Here is a 25912-nt window from a genome sequence, read left to right as displayed (position 1 = left end):
CTTCGGGCCTACTCCTTATCGCCGTCCCTTCGCGCGGGTCGCAAGGACATTGCGGATCGAAAAACTCGAATGAATTCGCAGGACCCCTGGCAGGGTCGAAAGTATCTCCTTGTGGATACGTTCGAAGTCGCCGGCAGTGGCGACTTCCACGCGCAGCAGGTAATCGGATCCTCCCGTCATCAGGAAACATTCCCGGATTTCCGGATGCTTGCGCACCGCCGCCTCGAAACGATCCAGGTTCTCCTCCGTCTGCCGCTCCAGCGTGATATTGATGATCACGGCGATGGTAGCATCCGCACCGGACGCATCGATAAGCGCGGTATAGCCGCGGATGACGCCTGAATTTTCCATCAGTTTTATCCGGCGCAGACACGCCGACGGTGAGAGGCCGACTTCGACAGCGATTGCCGCATTGCTCATGCGCGCATCGACCCGGAGAAGCCTCAGGATATTGCGGTCTATCGCGTCGAGTGCGCTCATGATCGATTGTTCCAATTTCTCGTCGATTACTCCAATTATGAAGGTTATTAGCAACAATCAATCACTCTGTAACGGGAAATTCTGCGATTGTTTCAATATCGTCGCCTGCAACACGATTGGGGAGCACCGTCATGAATAACGTCGTTCTGGCCATGCCGCGGGAGGCAGATTTCACGCAAGGCGCCAGCGGAATTCTGACGATCGATCTGGGCGCCCTGCAACGCAATTATCGCCGCCTGTCTAAGGCGGCATCACCGGCAAAGGCTTCCGCAGTCGTCAAGGCCGATGGTTACGGGCTAGGCGCAACCACGGTATCAAGAGCCCTCTATGCCGAAGGCTGCCGACAGTTCTTCATCGCCCATTTTTCCGAGGCGCTCCTGCTGCGTCCGGACTTGCCAGCCGACGCACAGATTTTCGTTCTGAGCGGCCTGCTACCCGGCACCGAGATCGCCTGCGCGACCAACAACATCATCCCGGTTCTGAATTCGATCGATCAGTTGCGTTGCTGGTCGAACACCGCCCGCGCGATGAAGCACACATTGCCTGCGGCTCTCCAGTTCGACACCGGCATGTCGCGACTTGGCGTGCCGCCGGAAGAAAGAGCTGCGGTCGCTGCGGCGCTGAAGAATTCCAGCTACGTCAATATCATGTTCCTCATGAGCCACCTCGCGGCGGCTGACGATCCCGGCAGCGACCAGAACATCAGCCAGCTTGCTGAAATGACGCGTGCCGCCAACGAATTCCCGGGAATCGATCTCTGCTTTGCAAACTCCGGAGGCCTCTTCCTCGGTGCGGACTATCATGGTGTACTGGTGCGCCCGGGGATTGCGCTTTACGGCGGTCAGCCGGCCGCGGAGATGAAGGAACCGATGGAGCCGGTCATCAGCCTCGACGTCGCGGTCATTCAAACACGCACAGTCCATGCCGGCGCAAGGATCGGCTACTCCGGCACGCATATTGCCGAGAAGGAGATGCGCCTTGCCACCCTGGCCGCCGGATATGCCGATGGCCTTCCCCGCAGTCTCAGCAATCGGGGCGCGGTCTACTACAGGGGCGTTCGGTTGCCCATCGTCGGTCGGGTCTCCATGGACAGCATGACGGTCGATATGTCGGCCCTGCCGAAGGGTACGCTGGCACTTGGCAGCCATGTCGAGGTCATCGGCCGAAACCAGACGCTCGAAGACGTGGCCCGAGATGCCGGAACCATCTCCTATGAAATTCTGACCAGTCTCGGCCAGCGCTACACGCGGCGCTATCGCTAGAGTTTGCCAGGGGAAAACGGGAACCGGTTTTCCCGAAAAACAAACGAAAACAAAAGAATCCAGAGGATATTATGAGAGTCATCGTTCTCGGGGCCGGCATTATCGGCGTAACATCGGCTTATCAGCTTGCCAGGACCGGCCACGAGGTCATCGTGCTGGACCGGCAGCAGGGGCCGGCGCTGGAAACCAGCTTCGCCAATGCGGGAGAAGTGTCCTTCGGCTACTGCTCACCCTGGGCTGCACCCGGTATTCCGATGAAGGCATTGAAATGGCTGTTCATGGAACACGCTCCTCTGATCCTGCGTCCGAAGATAGATGCGGCGATGCTGTCCTGGATGGTGAGGATGCTCTCCAACTGCACCTCCAGGCGCTATGCGATCAACAAGAGCCGAATGTTGCAGCTTGCCGACTATAGCCGCGCTTCTCTGGCTGAACTGCGATCCGAGACGAGAATTGCCTATGACGAGCGCATGCAGGGAACCCTGCAGCTTTTCCGTACGCAACAGCAACTGGATGCCTCGGGCAAGGATGTGAAGGCGCTTGCAGCCGACGGCATCCCTTACGAGGTGCTCGACCGTGATGGCTGCATCAAGGTTGAGCCGGCTCTGGCCCATGCGCGCGAGAAGATCGTCGGCGGGCTGCTTACTCCGAAGGACGAGACCGGCGACTGCTTCAAGTTCACCAATGCCCTGGCGGAGAAAGCGTCGGCCCTCGGCGTCAAATTCGTCTACGGTACATCCATCAAGGGCCTTGATGTCATGGGAGGGCGCGTCCGAGCTGTCGTGACCGATCGTGAGCGTATCGAGGCGGATGCGATCGTGGTGGCGCTGGGCAGCTATTCGCCCCTGCTGCTGAAGCCGCTCGGCATCCGGCTGCCGGTCTACCCTGTAAAAGGTTATTCACTCACTCTTCCCATCACCGACGTATCACGCGCACCGGAATCGACGGTCATGGACGAGACTTTCAAAATCGCCATCACGCGTCTCGGCGACCGTATCCGCGTCGGCGGCATGGCCGAGATTTCCGGCTACACCAATGATCTCGGCCAGGCACGTCGGCGCACGCTCGAACATTCCGTCACGGACCTTTTCCCGGGTGGCGATATCGCCAAGGCAACCTTCTGGTCGGGCCTGCGACCGATGACGCCGGATGGCACGCCTGTCATCGGCCCGACGAAGATTGGTGGCCTGTTCCTCAACACCGGGCACGGCACGCTCGGATGGACGATGAGCACGGGCTCGGCACGGGTCATCAACGACCTCGTGAGCGGCCGCAAACCGGACATCGATGCAACGGATCTGGCTATTGCCCGCTACGCTTGAAGCACCTTCCTTCCGATAAGCCATTGCCATGGCACACATCTCCCGTGCTGGATGCCGGGAAACCGGTTCGTCGAGACGGAGAGCCGGTTGCGCAACCGGCCGATCAGGCGATCAGGATGGCCCGGAAATCGTTGACATTCGTGCCCGTTGGGCCGGGACGGAAGAGGTCGCCAAGCACGGAAAAGGCCGACCAGCTGTCATTGGCGTTAAGCAGCGAGGCGGCGTCGTGCCCCAGCGCCGAGAGCCGTGCGATGGTGCGGCCATCGGCGAAGGCGCCGGCATTGTCTTCAGAGCCGTCGATGCCATCAGTATCGGCGGCAAGTGCTGTGATGTTTCCCGCACCATCGATAGCCATGGAGAGTGACAGCAGGAATTCGCTGTTGCGGCCGCCCCTGCCCTTGCCGCGCAAGGTCACGGTGGTTTCGCCGCCGGAGAGGATGACCACAGGTTTCCTGAAAGGCCGGTTACGCGCCACGACTTCGCGGGCAATCGCCGCATGAACACGGCCAACCTCCGCCGCCTCCCCTTCGATCGCGTCCGACAGCACGACCGCGCCGATACCCGCCCGCTGCGCCAATTCCGCCGCAGCATCGAGGGATACCGCGGCAGACGCAACGAGGCGGACTTCGTTTCGTGCGAAGCGAATGTCTTCGGGAGTGGGTGGCAATGAGGTTGCTTCCGACAGAAGCGTACACACACGGGTTGGCAGGTCCAGCCGGTAGCGCTCGACAATCTTCAATGCATCGGCGCGGCTGCTTGCATCCGCGATGGTCGGCCCGGAGGCCACCAGAGCGGGATCGTCACCGGGAATATCCGAGACGACGAGGGACACCACCTTGGCCGGATGGGCGGCTGCGGCAAGGCGGCCGCCCTTGATCTGCGAAATCTGCTTGCGGATGGCATTCATCGCACTGATCGGCGCACCCGAAGCAAGAAGCGCGCGATTAACCGCGATTTCGTCCTCAAGCGTCAGGCCCTCCGCCGGCAGAGGCAGAAGCGCCGAGCCGCCACCGCAGATCAAAGCGACGACAAGATCATCCGGGCCAAGACCACTGACGGCATCCAGCAGGCGGCGCGAGGCGTTCAGTCCGTTTTCGTCGGGAAGCGGGTGCGAGGCCTCCAGCACCTCGATGCGCTCGCAGGGCGCGCCGTAGCCGTAGCGGGTCACGACGACGCCTTCGAGCGGGCCATCCCAAAGCTTTTCGAAGGCCTGCGCCATCTGGGCGGCACCCTTGCCGGCGCCGATGACCACCGTGCGCCCCTTCGGAGGGGCCGGCAGGTTGGCGGCAAGCACCTTTGCCGGATCGGCCGCCGCGACCGCCGCATAAAACAGGGTTTCAAGAAAAGCCTTGGGGTTGACGATCTGCGGCATTGCCTTCTCCTCCTGAACCTGTGCCGGGTGGTCGGCTCCTCCTCCGACCACCCGGCCCTCCCTTTATGCGACGGCGTGATTGGCCATGCGCTCCAGGGCTGTGACGAGGCCCGAATGGTCGAGCCCGGCATCGCCGTGGGCAGTGCAGCTGTTGAACAGTTCCTGGGTCGCGGCCGTGTTGGGCAGCGAGACGCCCAGCGCCTTTGCTCCCTGCAGTGCAAGGTTCAGGTCCTTCTGGTGCAGCGAAATCCGGAAGCCCGGATCGAAGGTGCGCTTGATCATGCGATCACCGTGGACCTCAAGGATGCGCGACGAGGCGAAGCCACCCATCAGCGCCTCGCGGACACGGGCCGGATCGGCGCCTGCCTTGGAGGCGAACACCAGGGCTTCCGATACCGCCTCGATCGTCAACGCGACGATGATCTGGTTTGCGACCTTCGTGACCTGTCCGTCGCCGCAATCGCCGACCAGCGTGATGTTCTTGCCCATCAGCTGGAGCAGAGGCAGGGCACGATCGAAGCTTTCCTGGGAACCGCCGCACATGATCGACAGGGAGGCGTTACGGGCGCCGACTTCGCCGCCGGAAACCGGGGCGTCGACATATTCCGCGCCGGTTTCGCGCACCTTCTTTGCGAATTCCTTGGTCTCGATCGGCGAGATCGAGCTCATGTCGATGACCAGCTTGCCCTTGCCAAGGCCATGGGCGACGCCGTTTTCGCCGAACAGGACGTCCTTCACCTCGGGCGTATCCGGCAGCATCAGGATGATCGTGTCGACAACCTCGGCAAGCGCCTTGGGGGTCTCGACGATCTTGAGGCCGCCATCGACCAGTTCCTGGCGCGGCGGGATGGCGAATTTCGAGGTGACGACAATATGGCCGGCCTCCTGCAGGTGGCGCGCCATCGGCGTGCCCATGATACCCAGTCCTATAAAACCGATTGTTCCCATAGTCTCAGCTCCTGATCTTGATGATGTCTGCGCTCTTCGGCGCGCGGCTTGCTTCGGCAAACCAGCCGAGGCCTTCCGCCGTCGTCGTGCGCGGCTTGTATTCGCAGCCGATCCAGCCGTCATAGCCCAGCGCACCCAGCGCTCCGAAGACCAAGGGATAGGCGATTTCGCCGGTGCCCGGCTCGTTGCGACCGGGATTGTCGGCCAGCTGCACATGGGCGATCCTGGCCTGGTGCGTCTTGAACGTGCCGATCAGTTCGCCCTCGGTGCGTTGCTGGTGGTAGAGGTCGTACTGGATGAACAGGTTGTCGCTGCCGACATCCCTGATGATCGATGCCGCCTGCTCCACCGTGTTGAGGTAGAAACCGGGAATGTCGAAACGGTTGATCGGCTCTATCAGCAGGCGGATGCCGTGCTTGCCGAGTTCATCGGCGGCCAGCTTCAGGTTGGCAACGAAGGTGTTGCGCAGCACCGCATCGGCGACACCGACCGGCGCGATGCCGGACAGGCAGTTGACCTGTGTGCAACCGAGCGCCGTCGCATAATCGACGGCCGAGGCGACGCCGCGGCGAAACTCATCGATGCGATCCGGCAGGATGGCGATGCCGCGCTCGCCGCTCGCCCAGTTGCCGGCCGGCAGGTTGTGCAGCACCTGCGTCAGGCCGTTGATGTCGAGGGCCGCGCGCAGTGCCTCGGCGTCGAAATCGTAGGGGAAGAGATATTCCACCCCTTCGAAACCGGCTTCGGCAGCAGCTGCGAAGCGATCGAGGAACGGCACCTCGTTGAAAAGCATTGTCAGGTTCGCCGCAAATTTCGGCATGGGAAATCCTCCTTGGTGGCGATCAGGGGATGTTTGGTTCGGATTGAACCAGACATTCTGTGGATTCTTTTGTTTTCGTTTGTCTTTTCGGGAAAACCGGTTCCCGCTTTTGCCTGACAAACTCTAGTCGAGCAGCGCAAGCGTTGCCGTCGGGGCATCCTCGCCGCGCGCGGCAAGGTCCTCGAACTCGACCACGGCGTTGATATCGGCGCCCATGGCGATGTTGGTCACGCGCTCCAGGATGAACTCGATGACGACGGGAACCTGATGTTCCGCCATCAGCGCGCGCGCCTTCTCGAAAGCCTCCTGGAATTCGTTGGGACTGCGCACCCGGATCGCCTTGCAGCCGAGACCTTCGGCAACCGCGACATGATCGACGCCGTAACCCTGTTCCGCATCATCAGACGCATTGATGTTGTCGAAGGCGAGGCTCACCTCGAAATCCATGTTGAAGCCGCGCTGCGCCTGACGGATGAGACCGAGATAGGAGTTGTTCACGACCACATGCAGGTATGGCAGCTTGTGCTGTGCCCCGACCGCCAGTTCCTCGATCATGAACTGGAAGTCGTAATCGCCGGAAAGCGCGACGATCGGCCGATCTGGATCGGCGGCACGCACGCCGAGTGCTGCCGGCAGCGTCCAGCCGAGCGGGCCGGCCTGGCCGCAGTTGATCCAGTTGCGCGGCTTGTAGACGTGCAGGAACTGCGCGCCGGCGATCTGGCTGAGACCGATGGTCGAGACATAGCAGGTGTCGCGGCCGAAGGCCCGGTTCATCTCCTCATAGACCCGCTGCGGCTTCAGTGGCGTCTGGTCGAAATGGGTCTTGCGTAGCATGGTGCGCTTGCGATCCTGGCACTCCTGCGCCCAGGCCGACCAGTCGCGCAGCTTGCCCGCCGATTTCCATTCGGTCGCCACATCAAGGAACAGTTTCAGCGCGGCACCGGCATCGGATACGATGCCGAAATCGGGTGCGAACACGCGGCCGATCTGGGTCGGTTCGATATCGACGTGAACGAAGGTGCGGCCTTCCGTATAGGTCGGGATATTGCCGGTATGGCGGTTTGCCCAGCGGTTGCCGACACCGAGCACGAAATCGGAAGCAAGCAGCGTCGCGTTGCCGTAACGATGCGAGGTCTGCAGGCCGCACATGCCGGCCATCAGTGGATGATCGTCCGGGATCGTGCCCCAGCCCATCAGGGTGGGGATGACGGGGATGCCGGTGATCTCCGCGAACTCGACCAGGAGATCGGACGCATCGGCATTGATGATGCCGCCGCCGGCAACGATCAGCGGGCGTTCCGCCGCGTTCAGCATGGCGATCGCCTTTTCGGCCTGTGCGCGGGTCGCTTCAGGCTTGTAAGGGGCGAGCGGCGCGTAGGTCTCGATATCGAATTCGATCTCGGCGAGCTGGACGTCGATCGGCAGGTCGACCAGCACCGGGCCCGGACGGCCTGAACGCATCAGGTGGAACGCCTTCTGGAAGACAAAAGGCACGAGCGCCGGTTCCATGACGGTGACCGCCCATTTGGTGACGGGAGCCGCGATCTTCGAAATATCGACGGCCTGGAAATCCTCCTTGTCCAGCCGGGCACGCGGCGCCTGGCCGGTGATGCAGAGGATCGGGATCGAATCGGCCGAGGCCGAATAGAGGCCGGTGATCATGTCGGTACCGGCCGGGCCTGAGGTGCCGATGCAGACGCCGATATTGCCGGCCTCGGCTCTGGTATACCCTTCGGCCATGTGGGACGCACCCTCGACATGGCGTGCCAGAATGTGGCGCACGGAACCGCGTGTCTTCAGGGCCGAGTAAAAGGGATTGATGGCGGCGCCCGGCACCCCGAAGGCGCAATCGACGCCTTCCTTCTCCAGCACCAGAACCGCTGCATCGACAGCTCGCATTTTTGCCATGGGATGTTCCTCCGATTTCCAGGAGACGATAATCCATCCGCGGATCGCATCAATAAAAATATGGAATTATTTCCCACGATGTGGAAATAGAGACTTTCAAGAATTTCGTGGAAATCGACGACGGTGTATTCGAGGATGATCGCGGCACCGAAGCAGGAACAGGAGCACCAGATGGAACAAAAAGGACGCGGCAGGCCGGGACGAAAAGCCGGCGAGAACGCCGCTCCTTCATCGGTGCAGGTGCTGGACAGGAGCCTCACGCTGCTTGCAGCCGTCGCGGAGGCGGATGGCGCCACCCTCTCATCCCTGTCCGACCGGACGGGCCTTGCCTCCTCGACGGTGCACCGGCTGCTGACCTCGCTTGCCAATCACGGCATGGTCGATCACGACACGGAGACCGGCGCCTGGACGATCGGCCTCAAGGCCTTCGAAATCGGCAATGCCTTCCTGCGCTTCCGCAAGCTCGGCACGATCAGCCGGCCGTTCCTGAAGAACCTCATGGAAAGCTGCGGCGAGACCGCCAATATCGGCATCGAGGAACAGGGCGACGTCGTGTTCATCTCGCAGGTCGAGAGCCATGCGCCGATGCGCGCCTTCTTCCGGCCCGGCCGGCGCGGCCCGATCCACGCCTCCGGCATCGGCAAGGCGATCCTCGCAACCTGGGACGACGGCGAGATCGAACGACTGCTTGCCGGCCGCACGCTGCAGCATTTTACCGACAAGACCTGCGACAGCCTGCCGAAGCTGCTGGCGGATATCGCAAGCATCCGCACCCGTGGCTGGTCGATAGACGACGAGGAACACACGCTCGGCATGCGCTGCGTGGCGGCGCCCATCTTCGATGAATATGGCGAGGCGGTTGCCGGCATTTCCGTTTCCGGCCCGGCGGTTCGCATGCCCGACGGCAAGATCGATGAGGTGGGTCCCTTGGTGAGAGCGGCGGCAGAGGACTTGACCAAGGCCATGGGCGGGCGGATACAAAATGTCGGCGCGGCAGGATAAGCCCCGCCGCGCGACCAACTCTTAGCAGGTTGCGGAAATAGCGCTAATTTTTCTACCGATCCTCGCTAGACGGTTCGAAGACGAGCGGGGATGAGGCTTTTTCAGCGGCCTTTTCGGTCCTTTTGTCGTCATCCGCCCTGTCTCGGCGGATTGCGGGCGCGATTATGCCGTCGTCAGCAGCTTTGGCAGCCTCACCAGATTATAAGCCGTCGCTGTCAGGGTGAACATCCAACCGACGCGATCCTTTCCGCGATGGCGGGTCTTGCGCATTCCGCCGCTGGTCTTGGCCCAGCCGAATACCTCTTCGATGCGTTTTCGGATGCGCTGACTGACAGCGTAGCCGGGGTGATGGGTGGTACGACCATCGATGGCTGAGCGTCGGTTCGCCGTGTTCTGAGCAACGTGTGGCGTCACCTTGATATCCCGCAAGGCGGCAACGAAGTCTGCCGTATCGTAGGCTTTGTCTGCAGCCAATGTGATGCGATGACGACCATCCATGCGGCCCACCATATCCAGTGCAGCCTCGCGCTCTGCGGTTCCTGTCGCATGGGTCAGCGTGGCGTCGACAACCAGCCCGTTGCGGTTTTCCAGGGTGACGTGGCCCATGTGGCAAAGCTTGGCCGCCTGCCCACGGGCCTTCTTGTAAAGCCTGGCATCCGGGTCGGTGGTCGACGCGTGAGTTGCGTTGCTGCGCTTCTCGCCGTGGAAATCCCGCTCAGGGTTGCGTGCCGTAGCCTTTGCGGGCTTGTTCGCGTCAGCGCCGGAGCCGTTGTTGTCATCACCGTCACCATCAGTCTCGTCCTTGGGCTTGAAGCTCTTCATGCTGGCCCAGGCTTCGATCAAGGTGCCGTCCACCGAGAAGTGCTCGTCTGACAAGAGAGCCTTAACTCGCGGCTGGCTCAGCAATGCGGCCAGGAACTTGGCGGCGATGTCGCCAGCCAGGAGCCGCTCACGGTTCTTGGTGAACACGGTGACGTCCCAGATCGGCGCGTCCATCGACAAGCCGACGAACTATCGGAACAACAGATTGTAGTCCATCTGCTCCATGAGCTGGCGCTCCGAGCGGATCGTGTAGAAAGCCTGCAACAACAGGGCGCGCAGAAGCTTCTCCGGCGGGATCGACGGGCGGCCGATCGCTGAATACATCGCCTCGAAATCAGGCGACAGAACTTCCAGTGCCTCGTCGACAATCGCGCGGATTGCCCGCAGCGGATGGCTTGTCGGAACGCGTGCTTCGCAGCTCACATAAGAAAACAGACCCGCCGTCTGGATATCACTGCCCCGCATGTCCTGCTCCTGCCGGCCAATCACTCGGGCATGCAATCACGGCAGTCCGCTCGCAGCAAGCGCCTTTTTCCGCATCCTGTGAGAGCCTCATGATCAAGCGGTTTCCAGAAGTCGTGCTAATGCTCCCTGCCGTGTGATGGCCTTCGCCTTCATCGCCTTGCCGGCGACATAGACTTCGGCCACGCAGCGATCGTCGCCCATCGTCTGCAGGATGAACAGTTCCTCGACCAGCGACTTTGCCGTGCGCATCCGTAGTTCCATCGCCGGCTTGGCGCTGGAATCGAGAACGACGATATCGGCGTCGGCGCCGGCATGGAGCGAGCCGATCCGGTCGTCGAGCCCGAGCGCGCGGGCATTGCCGAGCGTCATGCGGTAGAAGGAGTTGAGCGGCGAAAGCCGCTGCCCCTGAAGGTGCAGCACCTTGTAGGCCTCGTCCATCGTTTCCAGCATGGAGAAGCTCGTTCCCGCCCCGACATCCGTCGCCACCGACCAGCGTGCGCCGAGACGATCGAAACGGTCGCGATCGAAAAGCCCCGAGCCGAGGAAGAGGTTCGATGTCGGGCAGAACACGCCGACGGCGCCGGTCTCTGCCAGAACAGAAACCTCGCGGTCGTCGAGATAGATGCAATGTCCGAGCAGCGTCTTGTCGCCGAGAAGGCCGTAACGGGCGTAGATGTCCGTATAGTCCTTCGCGTCCGGATAGAGTGACGTTGCATAGGCGATCTCGTCGCGGTTTTCGGAAAGATGGGTCTGGACGTAGCAGTCAGGGAACTCGGCCACGAGGGTACGGCTCACCTCCATCTGTTCCGGCGTCGAGGTGATGGCAAAGCGCGGGCTGATCGCGTAGTGCGCGCGGCCGCGATTGTGCCATTTCTCGATCAACTGGCGGGTCTCGTCATAGCCACGCTCCGGGCTATCGCAGAGTGCATCCGGCGCATTTCGGTCCATCATAACCTTGCCGCCGATCATGCGCATGCCGCGCTGTTCGGCTGCGGTGAAATAGGCATCGACACTTTCAGGATGGACGGAACAATAGGCGACCGCCGTCGTCGTACCGTTGGAGATGAGCTCGTCCATGAAGCGGCCGGCGATGAAGGCGGCATGCTCGGGCTGCGCGAACTTCTGCTCTTCCACGAAGATATAGGTGTTCAGCCACTCCAGCAGCTGCGCGCCATAGGAGGCGATCGCCTGGGTCTGCGGAAAATGCAGATGGGTATCGATCAGGCCGGGAAGCACGAGGTTCGGGCGGTGATCGGCGATTTCGGCGTCTGCGGTGGCGAGGCCCTTCACCCTGTCATAGGGTCCGCTCGTCACGACACGGCCCGCGCGGACGAGCACGGCGCCATCTTCGAAATAACGATAAGATGCGGTATCCTCGAGGCCGTTCGGCTCATCGACAAAGGTCAGCACGCGGCCGCGGATCAAAAGTTCGTTCATCGGGTTTCTCCTCCCTTGACGGCGGCCTCATACCAGGCGACGAGCAGGCGCCGCTCGTCGTCGGAAATGGCGGTCACATTGGCCGGCGGCATGGCGTGCGAACGCCCCGCCTGCAGGTAGATTTCGCGGGCATGAGCTGCGATATCGCCATCCGTTTCGAAGATGACCCCCTTGGGCGGAACGACCATACCTTCCCATCCCGGCTCTTTGGCATGGCACATGGAGCAGCGGCCGAGCACGGTGTCGCGCACCTTCGGGAAAGCTTCCGCCGTCACGAAAGGCTGTTGCGCGGCGGAGATCTTCGTCTCTGCCGCCCCGCCCGTCAGCACCTTCGGCACGGTGGAAAGCCACATGATGACGATGAAAAGCAGCACGGTCGCGAGCCACGTCCAGGTCGGGTTGCCGGCATTGGCATGGCGGGTGTTGAAATAGTGGCGGATGGTGACGCCCATCAGGAAGACGAGCGAGGCGATGATCCAGTTGAACTGCGTGCCGAACGCCAGCGGGTAGTGGTTCGATAGCATCAGGAAGAGGACGGGCAGCGTCACGTAGTTGTTGTGGGTGGAGCGCTGCTTGGCAATCCTGCCGTATTTCGCATCCGGCGTGCGGCCGGCGATAAGGTCGGCGACGACAATCTTCTGGTTGGGGATGATGATGAAGAACACGTTGGCTGACATGATCGTCGCGGTAAAGGCGCCGAGATGCAGGAAGGCGGCACGGCCGGTGAACAGCTGTGTATAGCCGCAGGCCATGGCGACCAGGATGAAATAAAGCAGCACCATCAGCCGCGTGTTGTCGTTGCCTAGGGGCGAGCGGCAGATCAGGTCGTAGGCGATCCACCCAAAGGCAATAGAGGCGAGCGATATGGCGATGGCGACGGGCTTGGAAACGTCAAGCACATTGGGGTCGATCAGATAGAGATCGGCGCCGGCATAATAGACGAGACACAGCATGCCGAAGCCGGAAAGCCACGTGACGTAGCTTTCCCATTTGAACCAGATCAGGTGCTCCGGCATGTTGGACGGCGCCACGAGATATTTCTGGATGTGATAGAAACCGCCGCCATGGACCTGCCATTCCTCGCCATAGGCGCCGGCCGGCAGGTTCGGGTGCTTCTTCAGGCCGAGATCGAGCGCGACGAAATAGAAGGACGAGCCGATCCAGGCAATCGCGGTGATGACGTGAAGCCAGCGGACGACGAAGGTCAACCAGTCCCAGGCAATGGCATATTCATACATACAGCTCTCCCCTGTCTTTGGGAGGCTTGTGCCATCTGGCGATTACCACGAAAATCCCGCCTATTCCCCGAACACTATCAAAAAAATCTATAAGATCGGCTCGGCTGCTATCGGCAATCTGGTGTGGTATGAAGAGCCATGTCCTATCTCGATAACGTGCGTGTCTTTGTCCGGGTCGTCGAACTCGGAACCCTGTCAGCAGCCGGGCGCGACCAACGCGTCACGCCCGCCGTCGCCAGCAATCGCATCAAGGAGCTGGAGCGCCATCTCGGCGTCCGGCTATTCAACCGCACCACCCGCAAGCTGACGCCGACCGAGCATGGCCGGGTGTTCTACGAGGGCGCCGTCAAGATCATCGAGGCCGTCAACGAGGCCGAGGGCGCGATCGCTGATCTTTCGCAGAACCCCAAGGGCGCGCTGCGCATCACTGCCCCGCTGGGCATCGGGCGGCGCCTGATCGCCTCGGGCATCCCCGCCTTCCACGACAAATACCCTGACATCGAGGTCAGGCTTCGCCTGTCAGACCACAATATCGATATCCTGAGCGAAGGCGTCGATGTCGCATTCAAGCTCGGCGTGCTGGAGGATTCCAACCTGCGCATGCGCGGCATCCTCAATTGCGAGCGCGTAATCTGCGCGGCCCCCGCCTATCTCGAAAAGCGCGGTACGCCCGCGACCCCCGATGCGCTGATCGATGACAAGCATGACTGTCTTCTGCTGCGCTATCCGGGCTCGAAGGAATATTACTGGACGCTGCAGACGCCGGAAGGACCGCGCAAATTCGAGATCGGCGGCCCTTATGATTCCGACGACGGCGATGTGCTGACCCAATGGGCGCTGGAAGGACGCGGCATCATCAACAAGCCGCTGTTCGAGGTGAAGGCGCATCTGGATTGCGGCGCGCTGGTGGAGATCCTCAAGGACTCGCCGCCGACAAGCGTGCAGCTTGCGGCGATCTATCCGCACAAGCGGTTCCAGGATCCCAAGGTCCGGCTGATGATCGATTTCATGGCCGAGCGCTGTCAGCGACTGATCGGCAGGTTGCTTGCGGATCCGCCCCGCGAGGACGCGGTCGCCACCGGCTGAGGGGCGCGGTCCAGCCGTTCAGGCTTTCACTTCGACACGCGGTTTTTCAGCTTTCCTAGCGAGCGGCCGCCTTACAGCGCCGTGCGTCAGATATGACGCGCCAAGGCTGCTGTAACCCTTTAAATTTTCTGCATAATTTTATCCTTAAATCGATTTCGATTTAAGGAATTATGCAGGAGCGCCGCCGTCAGGATTTCCGCGGCGGCAAGCGTTGCGATGACAGCCGGGCGTTTGTCCTTCACCGTCGTCCCGCCGATCGGGCAGATGAGGCGATCGAAGAGATCGGGCCGGGCGACTTCCCGCGACAGCCAGTTGCGGAATGTCGCGCGCTTGGTCTTCGAACCGATCATGCCGACATAGGCGGCATCCTCGCGCTGCAGGACTTCGGCGGTGATCAGGAAATCGAGCGCATGATCATGGGTCAGCACCACGAAGGCACTTGCCGGCGGCGCATCGCGCACGATCGCTTCCGGCATCGGCGTGAGGCAGGTCTCGATGCCCGCGACCGGGCAGGCCGATAGTTCTTCCTCGCGCGTATCCACCAGAATAACCCGCAGCGGCGCAAGCGAAAGGGCTGCCGCCAGCACGCGGCCGACATGGCCTGCGCCAAACACATAGACATGCGGCCGGCTGGCGATCTCGGCGTCGCTGCGCGCCACAAGCTGCAGGGCCACATCCTTGTCCATACGGGTAAAGGCGATGCCGACATGACCGCCGCAGCATTGGCCGATGGCAGGCCCGAGCGGCACGGCCAGCCCCGCCGCAAGACTATCGGTTCGAAGCGCGCGGCGGGCCTGGTCGATGGCCATATATTCCAGCTGGCCGCCGCCGATCGTGCCGAACAGCCGCGCGCGCGACACCAGCATCCAAGCGTCGGTATCGCGCGGCGTGGAGCCTGCCGCCCCCGTCAACGTAACGAGGATGCAGTCAGGCTCGGCGCGCAGGAAGTCACGAATGTCTTCGCGGAAGGCCAGCATCGTTATCCTCTATACCTTGGCAGCGCAGGCGCTCGACCGCCATCAGAACCCGTTCCGGCGTCGCCGGCGCATCGATGCGCGGCGGTATCAGGTAATCGGCAACGCTCGCCGCCGCCATGGAGATCGCCTCAAGCACGGAGATGCCGAGCATGAAGGGCGGCTCGCCGACCGCCTTCGACCGCCGGATCGTCTCCTCGCGGTTCACCGACCAGTCGGCAAGGCGGACATTGAAGATGCGCGGACGGTCCGACGCAAGCGGGATTTTGTATGTCGACGGCGCATGGGTGCGCAGCCGCCCCTTCGCATCCCACCACAGCTCCTCCATTGTCAACCAACCCATGCCCTGCACGAAGGCGCCCTCGACCTGGCCGATATCAAGAGCCGGATTGAGCGAGCGGCCGACATCGTGAAGGATATCGGTGCGATCGACCTGATATTCGCCGGTCAGGGTATCGACGCTGACCTCGGAGCACGATGCACCATAGGCATAGTAGAAGAATGGTCGGCCACGGCCTTCGGCACGGTTCCAGTGGATCTTCGGAGTCTTGTAGAAACCCGCCGCCGAAAGCTGGATGCGGGCGCCATAGGCAGCCTTGATGAAATCCGGGAAGGGAATGCGCTCGATCCCGGCGCGCACGACATTGGGTTCGAAAGCAACATCGCTTTCGGCAACACCGAACCGTTCGGCCGCGAACTTGACCAGCCGCGCCTTGATCTGCTGCGCCGCATCGGCCGCCGCCATGCCGTTGAGGTCGGAACCCGAGGAGGCCGCGGTCGCAGATGTGTTCGGCACCTTGCCGGTCGAGGTCGCCGTGACCCTGATGCGATCGAGATCGACCTGGAACTCGTCTGCCACCACCTGCGCGACCTTGGTATAGAGCCCCTGCCCCATCTCGGTTCCGCCGTGGTTCAGCTGGATCGAGCCATCGGCATAGACATGCACCAACGCGCCGGCCTGATTGTATTCCGTCTTGGTGAAGGAGATGCCGAACTTCACCGGCGTCAGCGCGATGCCCTTGCGGATGACGCTGCTCTTGCGGTTGAAGGCGACGATGTCGGCACGCCGCGCCGCATAGTCCGCCGACTGCTCCAGCTCCTCGATGATGCGGCCGATGATGTTGTCCTCGACCGTCTGATGATAGGGCGTCAGGTTCCGGCCCTCACCGCCATAGAAATTCAGCTTGCGGATCTCCAGGGGGTCCTTGCCGAGCGTATAGGCGATGTCCTCGATGAAGCGCTCACCGCCGACCATGCCCTGCGGCCCGCCGAAACCGCGGAAGGCGGTGTTGGAGACGGTGTTGGTCTTCACCGGCCGCGAGCGCAGGCGAACATTCGGGTAGAAATAGCAGTTATCGGCATGGAACAATGCGCGGTCGGTGACCGGGCCGGACAGGTCGGCGGAAAAGCCGCAGCGCGCGGCAAACACTGCGTCGACAGCATCGATATGCCCCTCATCGTCGAAGCCGAGCTTGTAGTCGACATGAAAATCATGGCGCTTGCCGGTGGCAGTCATATCGTCGTCGCGGTCCGGGCGGATTTTCACCGCGCGGCCGTATTTTTTCGCTGCAAGGGCAGCGACGGCCGCGAAAATGTTCGCCTGCGTCTCCTTACCGCCAAAGGCCCCGCCCATGCGCCGCACATTGACGGTCACGGCATGGGAGGGCACGCCGAGCACCTGACCGACCATGTGCTGTGTTTCGCTGGGATGCTGGGTGGAGGCATAGACCGTCACCTCTTCATCTTCGCCGGGAATGGCGAGCGAAATCTGGCCTTCGAGATAGAAATGGTCCTGCCCGCCGATTCGCATCTCGCCTTCTAGGATGTGCCTTGCCCTGGCGAAACCATCGGCGATATCGCCGCGTTCGAGCTTCAAGGGATCGATGACGAGGGGATAGTTGGCTTCGGTCGCCTCGATGACATCGGTCACATGCGGCAGGTCGCGGTAGTCAATCTTCACCCTGGCGGCGGCGCGCCGCGCGTCCTCGCGGCTCTCGGCGATGACGGCGAAGATCGGCTGGCCATGAAACTCGACAAGGCCGGTCGCAAACACCGGATCGTCATGCTTGTGCGCCTGGCTCACATCGTTTTCACCGGGAATATCGACAGCCGTCAGGATGCCGACGACACCGGTGCTTGCGGCAACCGCGTCGAAATCGATCGACAGGATTTCGGCATGGGCCCGTTGCGACAGGCCGAGATAGGCATGCAGGGTGCCTGCCGGTTCCGGCATGTCGTCGATATATTCCGCGGTTCCGGTGACGTGCTTGTGTCCGGATTCATGCCGTTCCTTGTCGTGGACGGCGCCGCGGATGCGGTCGATGGGCTGCATCACATTCATGGCGTTCTCCTCACACGGCGATCTTGCGGTCAAGCCGCACGGGCTCGGTGCCCTGCATTTCCAGATGAAAGCGCTTCAGCAGATTTTTCGCGACCAGCAGGCGATAATCGGCCGAGGCGCGCCAATCGGTGAGCGGCGTATAGTCGGCGCCAAGGGCCTCCATCGCGGCCGCGACGGACGCTTCGTTCCAGCCTTTGCCGACAAGGGCAGCTTCGGCGTTGGCCGCCCGCTTCGGCGTTCCGGCCATGCCGCCGAAGGCGATGACGGCCTTGGCGACATTGCCGGTCTCATCGAATGCCACACGGAATGCGCCGCAGACGGCGGAGATGTCCTCGTCGAGGCGCTTGGTGATCTTGTAGACCGCGAATTGTTCGCCCTTGTTCAGGAACGGGATATGCACCGCTTCGACGAACTCGCCGGGCTGGCGATCCTGCTTGCCATAGTCGATGAAGAAGCTTTCAAGCGGCACACGGCGGCGCTCTCTACCCTTGCGCAGCGAAACGCTGGCGCCAAGCGCAATTAAGGCTGGCGGCGTGTCGCCGATCGGCGAGCCGTTGGCGATGTTGCCGCCGACCGTGCCCATGTTGCGCACCTGCTGGCCACCGATACGGTCCCAGAGTTCGGCAAGCTGCGGGAAGTGCCTGACGATGACGGTATAGGACTCGGTGTAGCTGACGCCGGCGCCGAGCGTGATGCTATCGGCATCGGTCGTGATCGCCCTCAATTCGTCGAGGTGGCCGATATGCACGACCGGCGCGATATCGCGCATGAACTTCGTCACCCACAGGCCGACATCGGTCGAGCCGGCGACGATCCGCGCCGAGGGTTCTGCTGCAAAGACTTCCGAGAGGTCATTGACGGAGGCAGGCAGGATGATCCGGTCCTTGCCCTCGCCCACGACGACGCGGCTGCCGTCGCGAAGCGCTTCAAGCTTTTCGGTGATCGCCGCGCGCTCCGCAATGAGCGGATCGCGGTTGGCATCGCCGATCGTGGACACCGCTTCGGCCGCGCGGATGATTGCCGCGTAGCCGGTGCAGCGACACAGATTGCCCTGCAGCGCCTTCTCGATCGCGGTGATGGAAGGTTTCGGATCTTCCATCCAGAGGCCGTAGAGCGACATGACGAAGCCCGGCGTGCAGAAGCCGCATTGCGAAGCGTGCGTGTCGACCATGGCCTGTTGCACGGGATGCAGCGGGCCGGTCGGCAGGGCCAGAGCATCCACCGTCACAACATGACAGCCATCCAGCGAACCGACGAATCGGATGCAGGCATTGACGCTCTCATATTTCAGGACGCCGTTCAGAAGCCGCCCGACCAGCACCGTGCAGGCACCGCAGTCGCCTTCCGCACAGCCTTCCTTGGTGCCGCGCAGATTGCGCTCCAGCCGCAGGAAATCGAGCAGGGTGCGAACCGGCGAGACGTCGGAAAGTTCGACCGGCTTGTGGTTCAGAAGAAAGCGGATTGTGTTGCGCGTGGCCATGCTCAGCTCCCCCGGTAGGTCGAGTAGCTGTAGGGCGAAACCAGCAGCGGCACGTGGTAATGCGCCGTCTCGTCGGCAATGCCGAAACGGATCGGGATGAGGTCGAGAAAGGCCGGGCCGGAACCGGCGTTCGCCAGATAGGCGCCGGCGTGGAAGCGCAGCTCGTAGACGCCGGCCTTCATGTCGGCGCCGCTCAAGAGCGGCTGGTCGCAGCGGCCGTCGTCATTGGTCTCGGTGGTCCGAACATGCTGGCTGTCGGCGCCTTCAATCCGGTAGAGATCGATGCGCAGGCCGGCGGCGGGGCGGCCCAAGGCCGTGTCCAGCACATGGGTCGTCAGGCGACCGTCATTTCCAGAGTGAGACTTCATAGGACAAACCTCCCGAACGATTGCTGTCCGACTATCGACGAAGCCATTTCCCCTGAATAGCGAGCCTGTTCTTCGAGACTTTCAAAATTTTCGGAGGAATGGGGCCATCGGCTTCTGCGTTAGCATTCAGTCGACATCAGCAATTTGGAGGAACATTCATGAGATATATCAGGGATTTGCACGGCTACGGCGCGACCCCGCCCGACGCCACCTGGCCAAACGGCGCGCGGATCGCCGTGCAGATCGTCGTCAATTATGAGGAGGGTGGCGAAAACTGTGTGCTGCATGGCGACGCGGCCTCGGAAGGTTTCCTGTCCGAGATCGTCGGCGCCCAGCCCTGGGTCGGCCAGCGCCACTGGAACATGGAATCGATCTACGAATACGGCGCCCGCGCCGGCTTCTGGCGTCTGCACCGGCTGCTGAGCGAGCGCGATATCCCCGTCACCGTCTATGGTGTTGCGACAGCGCTGCAGCGCTCCCCGGCCCAGGTCGCGGCGATGCAGGATGCCGGCTGGGAGATCGCCTCGCACGGCCTCAAATGGATCGAGCACAAGGACATGGACCGCGACACGGAACGTGCTGCGATCGCTGGGGCGATCCGCCTGCATACCGCCGTCACCGGCGAACGGCCGCGCGGCTGGTATACCGGCCGCTGCTCTGAAAACACCGTCGATCTGATCGCCGAGGAAGGCGGCTTCGCCTATGTCTCGGACAGCTATGCCGACGACCTGCCCTACTGGCACGCCCATGCCGGCGGCCAGCAACTTGTCATCCCCTATACGCTTGATACCAACGACATGCGCTTTGCAACGGCGCAGGGCTTCAACAGCGGCCAGCAGTTCTTCGACTACCTGAAGGATACCTTCGACGTGCTCTATTCCGAGGGTGCTTCCGGCCAGCCGAAGATGATGAATATCGGCCTGCACTGCCGTCTCGTCGGGCGCCCGGGCCGCGCAATGGCGCTTGCCCGGTTCCTCGACTACGTGAAAAGCCACGACCAGGTCTGGCTCGCCCGCCGCATCGACATTGCCGAGCACTGGGCGAAAACCCATCCGCCCCGGACCTATGAAAGCCGGCCGTCAGGCATGCCGCAAGACGCATTCATCGCGCAGTTCGGCGGCGTGTTCGAACATTCTGACTGGATCGCGCGCCGCGCCCATGCCGGAGAACTTGGCCCGGCCAATGATACGGCAGGCGGCCTGCATGCGGCGCTCACCGCCGTCTTTCGCACCGCGACGGAAAAGGAACGACTGGGTGTCCTTAACGCCCACCCGGACCTTGCCGGCAAGCTCGCCTTGGCCAAGCGCCTGACCGAAAGCTCGACCAGCGAACAGGCCTCGGCCGGCCTTGATGCACTGACGGATGCGGAACGGACCCGTTTCACCACGCTCAACAGCAGCTATGTCGAAAAATACGGCTTCCCGTTCATCATGGCGGTCAAGGGGCGCAGCAAGGACGAGATCCTTGCCGCGTTCGAAACCCGCGTCGCCAACGACCGGCAGACCGAGTTCAACACGGCCTGCCGCCAGGTCGAGCGGATCGCGCTTCTGCGCCTCTGCGACATGTTGCCGGCCTGAGACACCGACAGGACCGGGAGGGTGACCCACGCGGCCATTCTCCCGGTCGCAGTTTCCAAAGCAGCCGTCGCCCAGGCGGGGACTGCAGATTTCACCCCGTTCATTCTTGAGGAGGCATGATGAAAACGATCGAAATCCAACCGCTGACCCGCGAGGCATTCGCGCCCTTCGGCGACGTCATCGAGACCGATGGCGCGCCCAATTTCCCGATCAATGCCGGCAAATGTACGCGTTACCACGATCTCGCCAAGATCGAGACTGCGGGCGAGAAAGCGCGACCGATGATCAGCCTGCTGCGCGGCGAGCCCTATCCGCTGCCGCTGAAGCTCGGCATGGTCGAGCGTCATCCGCTCGGCAGCCAGGCTTTCATTCCGCTCACCGACTACCCGTTCCTCGTCGTCGTCGCCGAGGAAACGCCGGATGGTCCAGCAGAGCCGATCGCCTTTCGCACCGCCCCCGGCCAGGGCGTCAATATTGGCCGCAACGTCTGGCACGGCATCCTGACGCCGCTCGATGGCATCTCCGATTTCGCCGTCGTCGATCGCGGCGGTGAGGGCGTGAACCTGGAAGAGCATTTTTACGACCAGCCCTTCCTCGTCCGCTGAACGGAAAAGGCCCCGGCCCGGAATGTCCGGGCCGGGGCCGATGCTCTCGAAATCAACCCAAAGCAAAAGGGCCGTGTCGATGACGCGGCCCTTTTGCTTGAGCGGTTTTCTTATCCCGCGAAGAAGGCGAAGCGGATGACGAACAGCGCCGCTACGATCTGGGTGGCCGGATGCAGGATGCTCCAGCGGCCGGTGAACACCTTCAGGACGACATAGCTGACGAAGCCGAAGGCAAGACCGTTGGCGATCGAGTAGGTGAACGGCATGGCAAGCGCGGTCAGCGCCGCCGGTGCCGCCTCCGTCAGGTCGTCCCAGTCGATTTCCGTCAGTTCGCGCATCATCAGGCCAGCCACGTAGAGCAGCGCCGGCGCCGTCGCATAGGTCGGAACCGAAGTGGCAAGCGGCGAGATGAACAGGGCGGCCAGGAAGAAGATCGCGATGATCAGAGCAGTCAGGCCCGTGCGGCCGCCGGCCTGTACGCCCGACGCGCTTTCGACGTAGGCCGTCGTGCTGCTGGTGCCCATCAGGGAACCCGCAACGATGGCGGTGCTGTCTGCGAGCAGTGCGCGGCCGAGGCGGCTCGGCTTGCCATCTTCGATCAGGTTCGCCCGCTTGGCGACACCGATCAGCGTGCCGGTCGCATCGAACACTTCGACGAGGACGAAGACGAGGATGACGTGGACGAGGCCGCCATGCAGCGCGCCCATGATGTCGAGCTGCATGAAAGTCGGCAGGATCGACGGGGGCATGGAAACGACGCCGCGGAATTCGCTGACGCCGGTGACCCAGGACAGTACGGTAACGGCGAGAATGCCGATCAGGATTGCGCCCTTGACCCTGAGCGCATCGAGCACTGCGATGACGAAGAAACCGAAGATCGCCAGCAGCGGCCCGGTCTGCTTCAGATCGCCCAAGCCGACGAGCGTTGCCGGATTGTCGACGACGATGCCGGCATTCTTCAAGGCGATGATGCCGAGGAAAAGCCCGATACCGGCGGCGATGGCGCTTCTCAATGAATGGGGGATGCCGGCGATCAGCCAGCTTCGCACGCCGGTCACCGTCAGGATCAGGAAGATGACGCCGGAAATGAACACCGCGCCCAGCGCCTGCTGCCAGGTAAAGCCCAGCGCCGCGACGACGGTGAAGGCGAAGAAGGCGTTGAGGCCCATGCCCGGGGCCATGCCGATCGGCCAGTTGGCGACGAGCGCCATGATCAGCGTGCCGAGTGCCGCAGCCAGACAGGTTGCAACGAAGATCGCATCCCGATCCATGCCCGTTGTCGACAGGATGTCAGGGTTGACGAAGATGATATAGGACATCGTGAGAAACGTCGTGACGCCCGCAATCACTTCGGTGCGGACAGACGTTCCGTGCTCACTCAGCTTGAAAAGCCGTTCAAACATATTCCCTCCCATGGCGGACGTCCCCGACGCCGCCGAACGACGATAAGATCCGATAGCGCGCTCCTCCCGCCTCGGGACTATCCAACCGCAACATCAAACGACGTGGCGGTCGCGCTGGACGGGCGGCGATGCGTCACCGCATTGCTCCCGTTCACAGGATCTGGATTGTGCGTCTTCCAAGCAGGCGGCGCTAGAGCGCCATTTGCTGTGTCTTTGTAAAAGACTTTCAAGATTTTCAAGGGCATTTTTGCCGCAGGCCCGATCCACGACTCATAGTCGTTGTCGCCATGCATCCCGTCAGATTTGCAAATTCGACCGCATTTAACCGCGGTCTCTGCATGAAATCGGGCATTTAAAGAAAAGCAAATTTGGTCACTTGAAGCAAGGTTTTGGAATAGTGCAGCACCACTTTGGATTAGCGAGACTGAGACGCTTCCGCTACCGCCAACTCTGCCATTGCCAGCGCAGCCTCGCGGGTTCTCGCGGCAGCGATGAAGCGACCATTGTGGCAGAAGCTCGCGCCATCGACGCCACAAGCCGTCTCAAGGTCCCGCCCCGTTAAGCCGGCCCAAGCCGCGGGCAGATCCGCGCGCAGGTCAAATCCCTCCTCCGCGCGACGAATGCCGGTCACACACCAGTCCTTTTCGCGCGGATGAACGACGAACAGCAGGTGATCGGCGCCCGACTTCACGACGGCCGAACGGAACGGCATTCCCATGGGAAGCTCAAGAACGCGGCTCTCCCCTGCTTGCCTTATGGCCTGATACACCAACCCTTCAGCGCGGAACTTCGCCGCGCTTTGCCCTATCTTTGCCTCGACAAAAACGCCCGCGACAGCAAGCGCCCTGTGGAATGCACGATCGTCCACCCCCGGGTCGGTCTCGTCGAACACCGGCTTCAAGGTTTCCAGCAGAACGGGCAACGTCAGCGTCGCGAGCGATCCAGCGGTCGAGGGGCTAAGCGCGCCGTTATCGACCAGATCGATCGGCAGCACGAAGCTCGTATCGAACGACGTATGTATCGCCTCGATATCTGCCTCCAAAACACCCAGGGCGGAAAGATAGCGGCGGCCATAATGTTTCCAGACCAGCCCGAACGAACTGTATGGCTGGCCGTCGTCGCGAAGAGGTGCCCCGCGCTGGTGGTGATCGAAGACCTGGGCTGCAGGATCATAAAGGCCGCCCACATCGTAAATGATGCGATCGGCGGCCGGCGTGATCCATTCCGGTGACCGGCTGCGAATGAGGCGGGCCTGCGGGAAGAGGCGGGTGAGAACGACGCTGGACAGCAGCTCATCGGCATGGAAGCCACCGGAATGGGTGACGAGAAAATCTGGGGTCATGCCGGGATTGCCTTATGTTTGCGGAGAACCCGCTTGCGATTGGCACCTGATAGCCTTTGCCCGGTGCCATCTCAACCCGTCAGCCGCTGTTTCCGGCATCTCTTTGGCGGGGCCTATCACTGAACCGAAGCTTGCGGTTGGCATCAACCCGATGTGGTGGATGGCGCTCGCAAACCGTGAGAGAGCCGCCCACCAGGGGGAAAATGACGGCAATTGGTTACGCCCAGCCGACGATACCCTTGATTTCCAGGAAATCATGGATTGCCCAATCCGCATATTCGCGCCCGTTTCCCGACTGCTTGTAGCCGCCGAACGGTGCGAACGTATCCCAGGCCGGATAGTTGAGATAGACGGAGCCGGCGCGCATGCGCTTGGCAACTGCACGGGCGCGTTCGATGTTCGTCGATTGAACATAGGCGGCAAGGCCGTAGACGGTGTCGTTTGCAATGCGAACGGCATCCTCCTCGTCCTTGTAGGAGATGATGGACAGCACAGGGCCGAAGATTTCCTCGCGTGAAATTGTCATGTCCGGCGTCACATTGCCGAAGACTGTCGGGCGGATGTAGTAGCCGCGGTTCAATCCCTCGGGCCGGCCCGGGCCGCCCGTTACCAGCGTTGCACCTTCGCTGATGCCGCTTTCGATCAGCCGCTGAATCTTGTCATACTGGATTTGGCTGACAACTGGTCCGAGATCGATGCCATCGGCCTTCGGAGAGCCTGTCCTGAAGGCTTCCGCAGCCTTCCTGGCAATCGCCAGAACCTCTTCATGGCGGTCGGCTGGCACCAGCATACGCGTCGGCGCATCGCAGGATTGGCCGGTATTGCTGAAGCAGCCCTGGACGCCCTTTGTCACTGCTGTCTCGAAATCGGCATCGGGCAGGATGATGTTCGCGGACTTGCCGCCAAGTTCTTGCGCAACGCGCTTGACGGTGTCGGCCGCGGTCTTCGCGACCATGATGCCGGCGCGCGTCGATCCTGTGAACGAGACCATATCGACGTCGGGATGCCCCGCCATGACCTGGCCGACATCGGGACCGGTACCATTTACCAGGTTGAACACACCCTTCGGCGTTCCAGCCGCCGCCATGACTTCGGCGAATATGATGCCGCTGATCGGCGCGATTTCCGATGGCTTCAACACCACCGTGCAACCCGCCGCTATCGCCGGAGCGACCTTGCACACGATCTGGTTCAGCGGCCAGTTCCATGGCGTGATGAGAGCGCAGACACCGATCGGTTCCTTGATGACCGTCGTCGAGCCGCGTTCTTCGCTAAATGTGTACCCTTCGAGAGCGGCGATGGTTGCTTCCATATGCCCTCGTCCTGCCCATGCCTGGGAATCCCGGGCGAAGGGCAAGGGTGCGCCCATTTCCTGGCTAACCGCCTGCGCAATATCCTCGAAACGGTCGTTGTAGCATTCAAGGATCCGCTTCAGGAGCGCGAGACGTTCTTCCTTGGAAGTCAGCGAAAAGCTTGCGAAAGCGCTCTTTGCGGCGCGGACCGCCTTGTCCACATCTGCAGCGGCGCCTGCGGAAATTGCCGTATAGGCTTCCTCGGTCGACGGGTCGATGACGTCGATCGTCCTTGGGGTCACGGGATCGACCCAGGAACCGTCGATGAAGAATTGCAGATGGTTGTTCATGGGTACTCCACTGTTGTT

At 62.0% G+C, this 25912-nt stretch carries 20 protein-coding genes and 1 pseudogene; 6 read left to right on the top strand and 15 right to left on the bottom strand.

All coding sequences use genetic code 11. The features are described 5' to 3' along the window. Positions 1-15 precede the first annotated feature (15 nt). On the bottom strand, positions 16-480 hold the full coding sequence (locus QO002_RS06070) for an Lrp/AsnC family transcriptional regulator (protein WP_307227668.1): 465 nt from the start codon (positions 478-480) through the stop codon (positions 16-18). A gap of 131 nt (positions 481-611) precedes the next feature. Here QO002_RS06070 and alr point away from each other — a divergent pair, with 131 nt between their 5' ends. Beyond that, on the top strand, positions 612-1742 hold the full coding sequence (gene alr, locus QO002_RS06065; protein ID WP_307227666.1) for an alanine racemase: 1131 nt from the start codon (positions 612-614) through the stop codon (positions 1740-1742). A gap of 71 nt (positions 1743-1813) precedes the next feature. Beyond that, positions 1814-3064 carry a D-amino acid dehydrogenase gene (locus tag QO002_RS06060; protein WP_307227664.1) on the top strand — a complete coding sequence of 417 codons (1251 nt, stop codon included), beginning with the start codon at positions 1814-1816 and terminating at the stop codon, positions 3062-3064. A gap of 103 nt (positions 3065-3167) precedes the next feature. On the opposite strand, the gene QO002_RS06055 is transcribed toward QO002_RS06060, so the two are convergent. From QO002_RS06055 to gcl, 4 genes are all read right to left on the bottom strand, one after another. Then, positions 3168-4436, bottom strand: coding sequence for a glycerate kinase type-2 family protein (locus QO002_RS06055; protein WP_307227661.1), 1269 nt, complete (start codon positions 4434-4436; stop codon positions 3168-3170). A gap of 63 nt (positions 4437-4499) precedes the next feature. Continuing rightward, the gene (locus QO002_RS06050; protein ID WP_307227660.1) at positions 4500-5384 is read right to left on the bottom strand and encodes a 2-hydroxy-3-oxopropionate reductase; all 885 of its coding nucleotides are present in this window, start codon (positions 5382-5384) and stop codon (positions 4500-4502) included. 4 nt (positions 5385-5388) lie between these two features. Further along, on the bottom strand, positions 5389-6204 hold the full coding sequence (gene hyi, locus QO002_RS06045) for a hydroxypyruvate isomerase (protein WP_307227657.1): 816 nt from the start codon (positions 6202-6204) through the stop codon (positions 5389-5391). A gap of 123 nt (positions 6205-6327) precedes the next feature. Beyond that, the gene (gene gcl / locus QO002_RS06040; RefSeq protein WP_307227656.1) at positions 6328-8112 is read right to left on the bottom strand and encodes a glyoxylate carboligase; all 1785 of its coding nucleotides are present in this window, start codon (positions 8110-8112) and stop codon (positions 6328-6330) included. Positions 8113-8283: 171 nt separating this feature from the next. Between gcl and bhcR the strand changes: the two genes are divergently transcribed. Next, positions 8284-9114 (top strand): HTH-type transcriptional regulator BhcR, encoded by an 831-nt coding sequence (gene bhcR, locus QO002_RS06035; RefSeq protein ID WP_307227654.1) that lies wholly within the window; start codon positions 8284-8286, stop codon positions 9112-9114. 162 nt (positions 9115-9276) lie between these two features. On the opposite strand, the pseudogene QO002_RS06030 reads toward bhcR, so the two are convergent. The 3 genes and pseudogenes from QO002_RS06030 to QO002_RS06020 form a co-directional block, all read right to left on the bottom strand. After that, positions 9277-10401, bottom strand: a pseudogene (locus tag QO002_RS06030) (IS5 family transposase). Positions 10402-10494: 93 nt separating this feature from the next. Next, complete coding sequence (gene guaD / locus QO002_RS06025) at positions 10495-11838, bottom strand: guanine deaminase (RefSeq protein ID WP_307227652.1); 1344 nt, start codon at positions 11836-11838, stop codon at positions 10495-10497. Further along, on the bottom strand, positions 11835-13076 hold the full coding sequence (locus tag QO002_RS06020) for a urate hydroxylase PuuD (protein WP_307227650.1): 1242 nt from the start codon (positions 13074-13076) through the stop codon (positions 11835-11837). The genes guaD and QO002_RS06020 overlap by 4 nt, the downstream gene beginning before the upstream one ends. 138 nt (positions 13077-13214) lie before the next feature. On the opposite strand from QO002_RS06020, the gene QO002_RS06015 reads away from it, so the two are divergent. Beyond that, positions 13215-14162, top strand: coding sequence for a LysR family transcriptional regulator (locus tag QO002_RS06015; protein WP_307227648.1), 948 nt, complete (start codon positions 13215-13217; stop codon positions 14160-14162). A 119-nt stretch (positions 14163-14281) separates the two neighbouring features. Here the strand turns inward: QO002_RS06015 and xdhC are convergent, their stop codons facing one another. Genes xdhC through uraH form a run of 4 tightly spaced genes read right to left on the bottom strand, consistent with a single transcriptional unit; the run spans position 14282 to position 19325 of the window. Next, positions 14282-15136 carry a xanthine dehydrogenase accessory protein XdhC gene (gene xdhC / locus QO002_RS06010; RefSeq protein ID WP_307233194.1) on the bottom strand — a complete coding sequence of 285 codons (855 nt, stop codon included), beginning with the start codon at positions 15134-15136 and terminating at the stop codon, positions 14282-14284. Next, the gene (gene xdhB / locus QO002_RS06005) at positions 15111-17477 is read right to left on the bottom strand and encodes a xanthine dehydrogenase molybdopterin binding subunit (RefSeq protein ID WP_307227646.1); all 2367 of its coding nucleotides are present in this window, start codon (positions 17475-17477) and stop codon (positions 15111-15113) included. The genes xdhC and xdhB overlap by 26 nt, the downstream gene beginning before the upstream one ends. A gap of 10 nt (positions 17478-17487) precedes the next feature. Beyond that, positions 17488-18957, bottom strand: coding sequence for a xanthine dehydrogenase small subunit (gene xdhA, locus QO002_RS06000; protein WP_370878458.1), 1470 nt, complete (start codon positions 18955-18957; stop codon positions 17488-17490). A 2-nt stretch (positions 18958-18959) separates the two neighbouring features. Continuing rightward, on the bottom strand, positions 18960-19325 hold the full coding sequence (gene uraH, locus QO002_RS05995; RefSeq protein WP_307227644.1) for a hydroxyisourate hydrolase: 366 nt from the start codon (positions 19323-19325) through the stop codon (positions 18960-18962). Positions 19326-19483: 158 nt separating this feature from the next. Here uraH and puuE point away from each other — a divergent pair, with 158 nt between their 5' ends. Both puuE and QO002_RS05985 read left to right on the top strand, forming a co-directional pair. After that, positions 19484-20902, top strand: a complete 1419-nt coding sequence (puuE, locus tag QO002_RS05990) for an allantoinase PuuE (RefSeq protein WP_307227642.1) — start codon at positions 19484-19486, stop codon at positions 20900-20902. Positions 20903-21021: 119 nt separating this feature from the next. Continuing rightward, positions 21022-21507, top strand: coding sequence for an ureidoglycolate lyase (locus QO002_RS05985; protein ID WP_307227640.1), 486 nt, complete (start codon positions 21022-21024; stop codon positions 21505-21507). Positions 21508-21617: 110 nt separating this feature from the next. Here QO002_RS05985 and QO002_RS05980 read toward each other — a convergent pair whose 3' ends face one another. The 3 genes from QO002_RS05980 to QO002_RS05970 form a co-directional block, all read right to left on the bottom strand. Then, a complete protein-coding gene (locus QO002_RS05980; protein ID WP_307227638.1) occupies positions 21618-22910 on the bottom strand; it encodes an NCS2 family permease in 1293 nt (430 codons plus the stop codon). Between the two features lie 415 nt (positions 22911-23325). Then, entirely contained in the window at positions 23326-24252 is a 927-nt protein-coding gene (locus QO002_RS05975) for an MYG1 family protein (protein WP_307227636.1), read from the bottom strand. A gap of 217 nt (positions 24253-24469) precedes the next feature. Continuing rightward, positions 24470-25894, bottom strand: coding sequence for an aldehyde dehydrogenase family protein (locus tag QO002_RS05970; protein WP_307227634.1), 1425 nt, complete (start codon positions 25892-25894; stop codon positions 24470-24472). Positions 25895-25912 lie beyond the last annotated feature (18 nt).

Origin of the sequence: Pararhizobium capsulatum DSM 1112, assembly GCF_030814475.1 — a bacterium.
GTDB classification, from domain to species: Bacteria; Pseudomonadota; Alphaproteobacteria; order Rhizobiales; family Rhizobiaceae; genus Pararhizobium; species Pararhizobium capsulatum.
The sequence above is the reverse complement of the archived record's forward strand: the minus strand, read 5'-3'. Positions and strand labels throughout refer to the sequence as shown.

Excerpts from the sequence above, each read along its gene's own strand:
- QO002_RS06070 (WP_307227668.1), bottom strand. The coding sequence starts at position 480 with ATGAGCGCACTCGACGCGATAGACCGCAATATCCTGAGGCTTCTCCGG.
- alr (WP_307227666.1), top strand. The coding sequence starts at position 612 with ATGAATAACGTCGTTCTGGCCATGCCGCGGGAGGCAGATTTCACGCAA.
- QO002_RS06060 (WP_307227664.1), top strand. The coding sequence starts at position 1,814 with ATGAGAGTCATCGTTCTCGGGGCCGGCATTATCGGCGTAACATCGGCT.
- QO002_RS06055 (WP_307227661.1), bottom strand. The coding sequence starts at position 4,436 with ATGCCGCAGATCGTCAACCCCAAGGCTTTTCTTGAAACCCTGTTTTAT.
- QO002_RS06050 (WP_307227660.1), bottom strand. The coding sequence starts at position 5,384 with ATGGGAACAATCGGTTTTATAGGACTGGGTATCATGGGCACGCCGATG.
- hyi (WP_307227657.1), bottom strand. The coding sequence starts at position 6,204 with ATGCCGAAATTTGCGGCGAACCTGACAATGCTTTTCAACGAGGTGCCG.
- gcl (WP_307227656.1), bottom strand. The coding sequence starts at position 8,112 with ATGGCAAAAATGCGAGCTGTCGATGCAGCGGTTCTGGTGCTGGAGAAG.
- bhcR (WP_307227654.1), top strand. The coding sequence starts at position 8,284 with ATGGAACAAAAAGGACGCGGCAGGCCGGGACGAAAAGCCGGCGAGAAC.
- guaD (WP_307227652.1), bottom strand. The coding sequence starts at position 11,838 with ATGAACGAACTTTTGATCCGCGGCCGCGTGCTGACCTTTGTCGATGAG.
- QO002_RS06020 (WP_307227650.1), bottom strand. The coding sequence starts at position 13,076 with ATGTATGAATATGCCATTGCCTGGGACTGGTTGACCTTCGTCGTCCGC.
- QO002_RS06015 (WP_307227648.1), top strand. The coding sequence starts at position 13,215 with ATGTCCTATCTCGATAACGTGCGTGTCTTTGTCCGGGTCGTCGAACTC.
- xdhB (WP_307227646.1), bottom strand. The coding sequence starts at position 17,477 with ATGAATGTGATGCAGCCCATCGACCGCATCCGCGGCGCCGTCCACGAC.
- xdhA (WP_370878458.1), bottom strand. The coding sequence starts at position 18,957 with ATGGCCACGCGCAACACAATCCGCTTTCTTCTGAACCACAAGCCGGTC.
- uraH (WP_307227644.1), bottom strand. The coding sequence starts at position 19,325 with ATGAAGTCTCACTCTGGAAATGACGGTCGCCTGACGACCCATGTGCTG.
- puuE (WP_307227642.1), top strand. The coding sequence starts at position 19,484 with ATGAGATATATCAGGGATTTGCACGGCTACGGCGCGACCCCGCCCGAC.
- QO002_RS05985 (WP_307227640.1), top strand. The coding sequence starts at position 21,022 with ATGAAAACGATCGAAATCCAACCGCTGACCCGCGAGGCATTCGCGCCC.
- QO002_RS05980 (WP_307227638.1), bottom strand. The coding sequence starts at position 22,910 with ATGTTTGAACGGCTTTTCAAGCTGAGTGAGCACGGAACGTCTGTCCGC.
- QO002_RS05975 (WP_307227636.1), bottom strand. The coding sequence starts at position 24,252 with ATGACCCCAGATTTTCTCGTCACCCATTCCGGTGGCTTCCATGCCGAT.
- QO002_RS05970 (WP_307227634.1), bottom strand. The coding sequence starts at position 25,894 with ATGAACAACCATCTGCAATTCTTCATCGACGGTTCCTGGGTCGATCCC.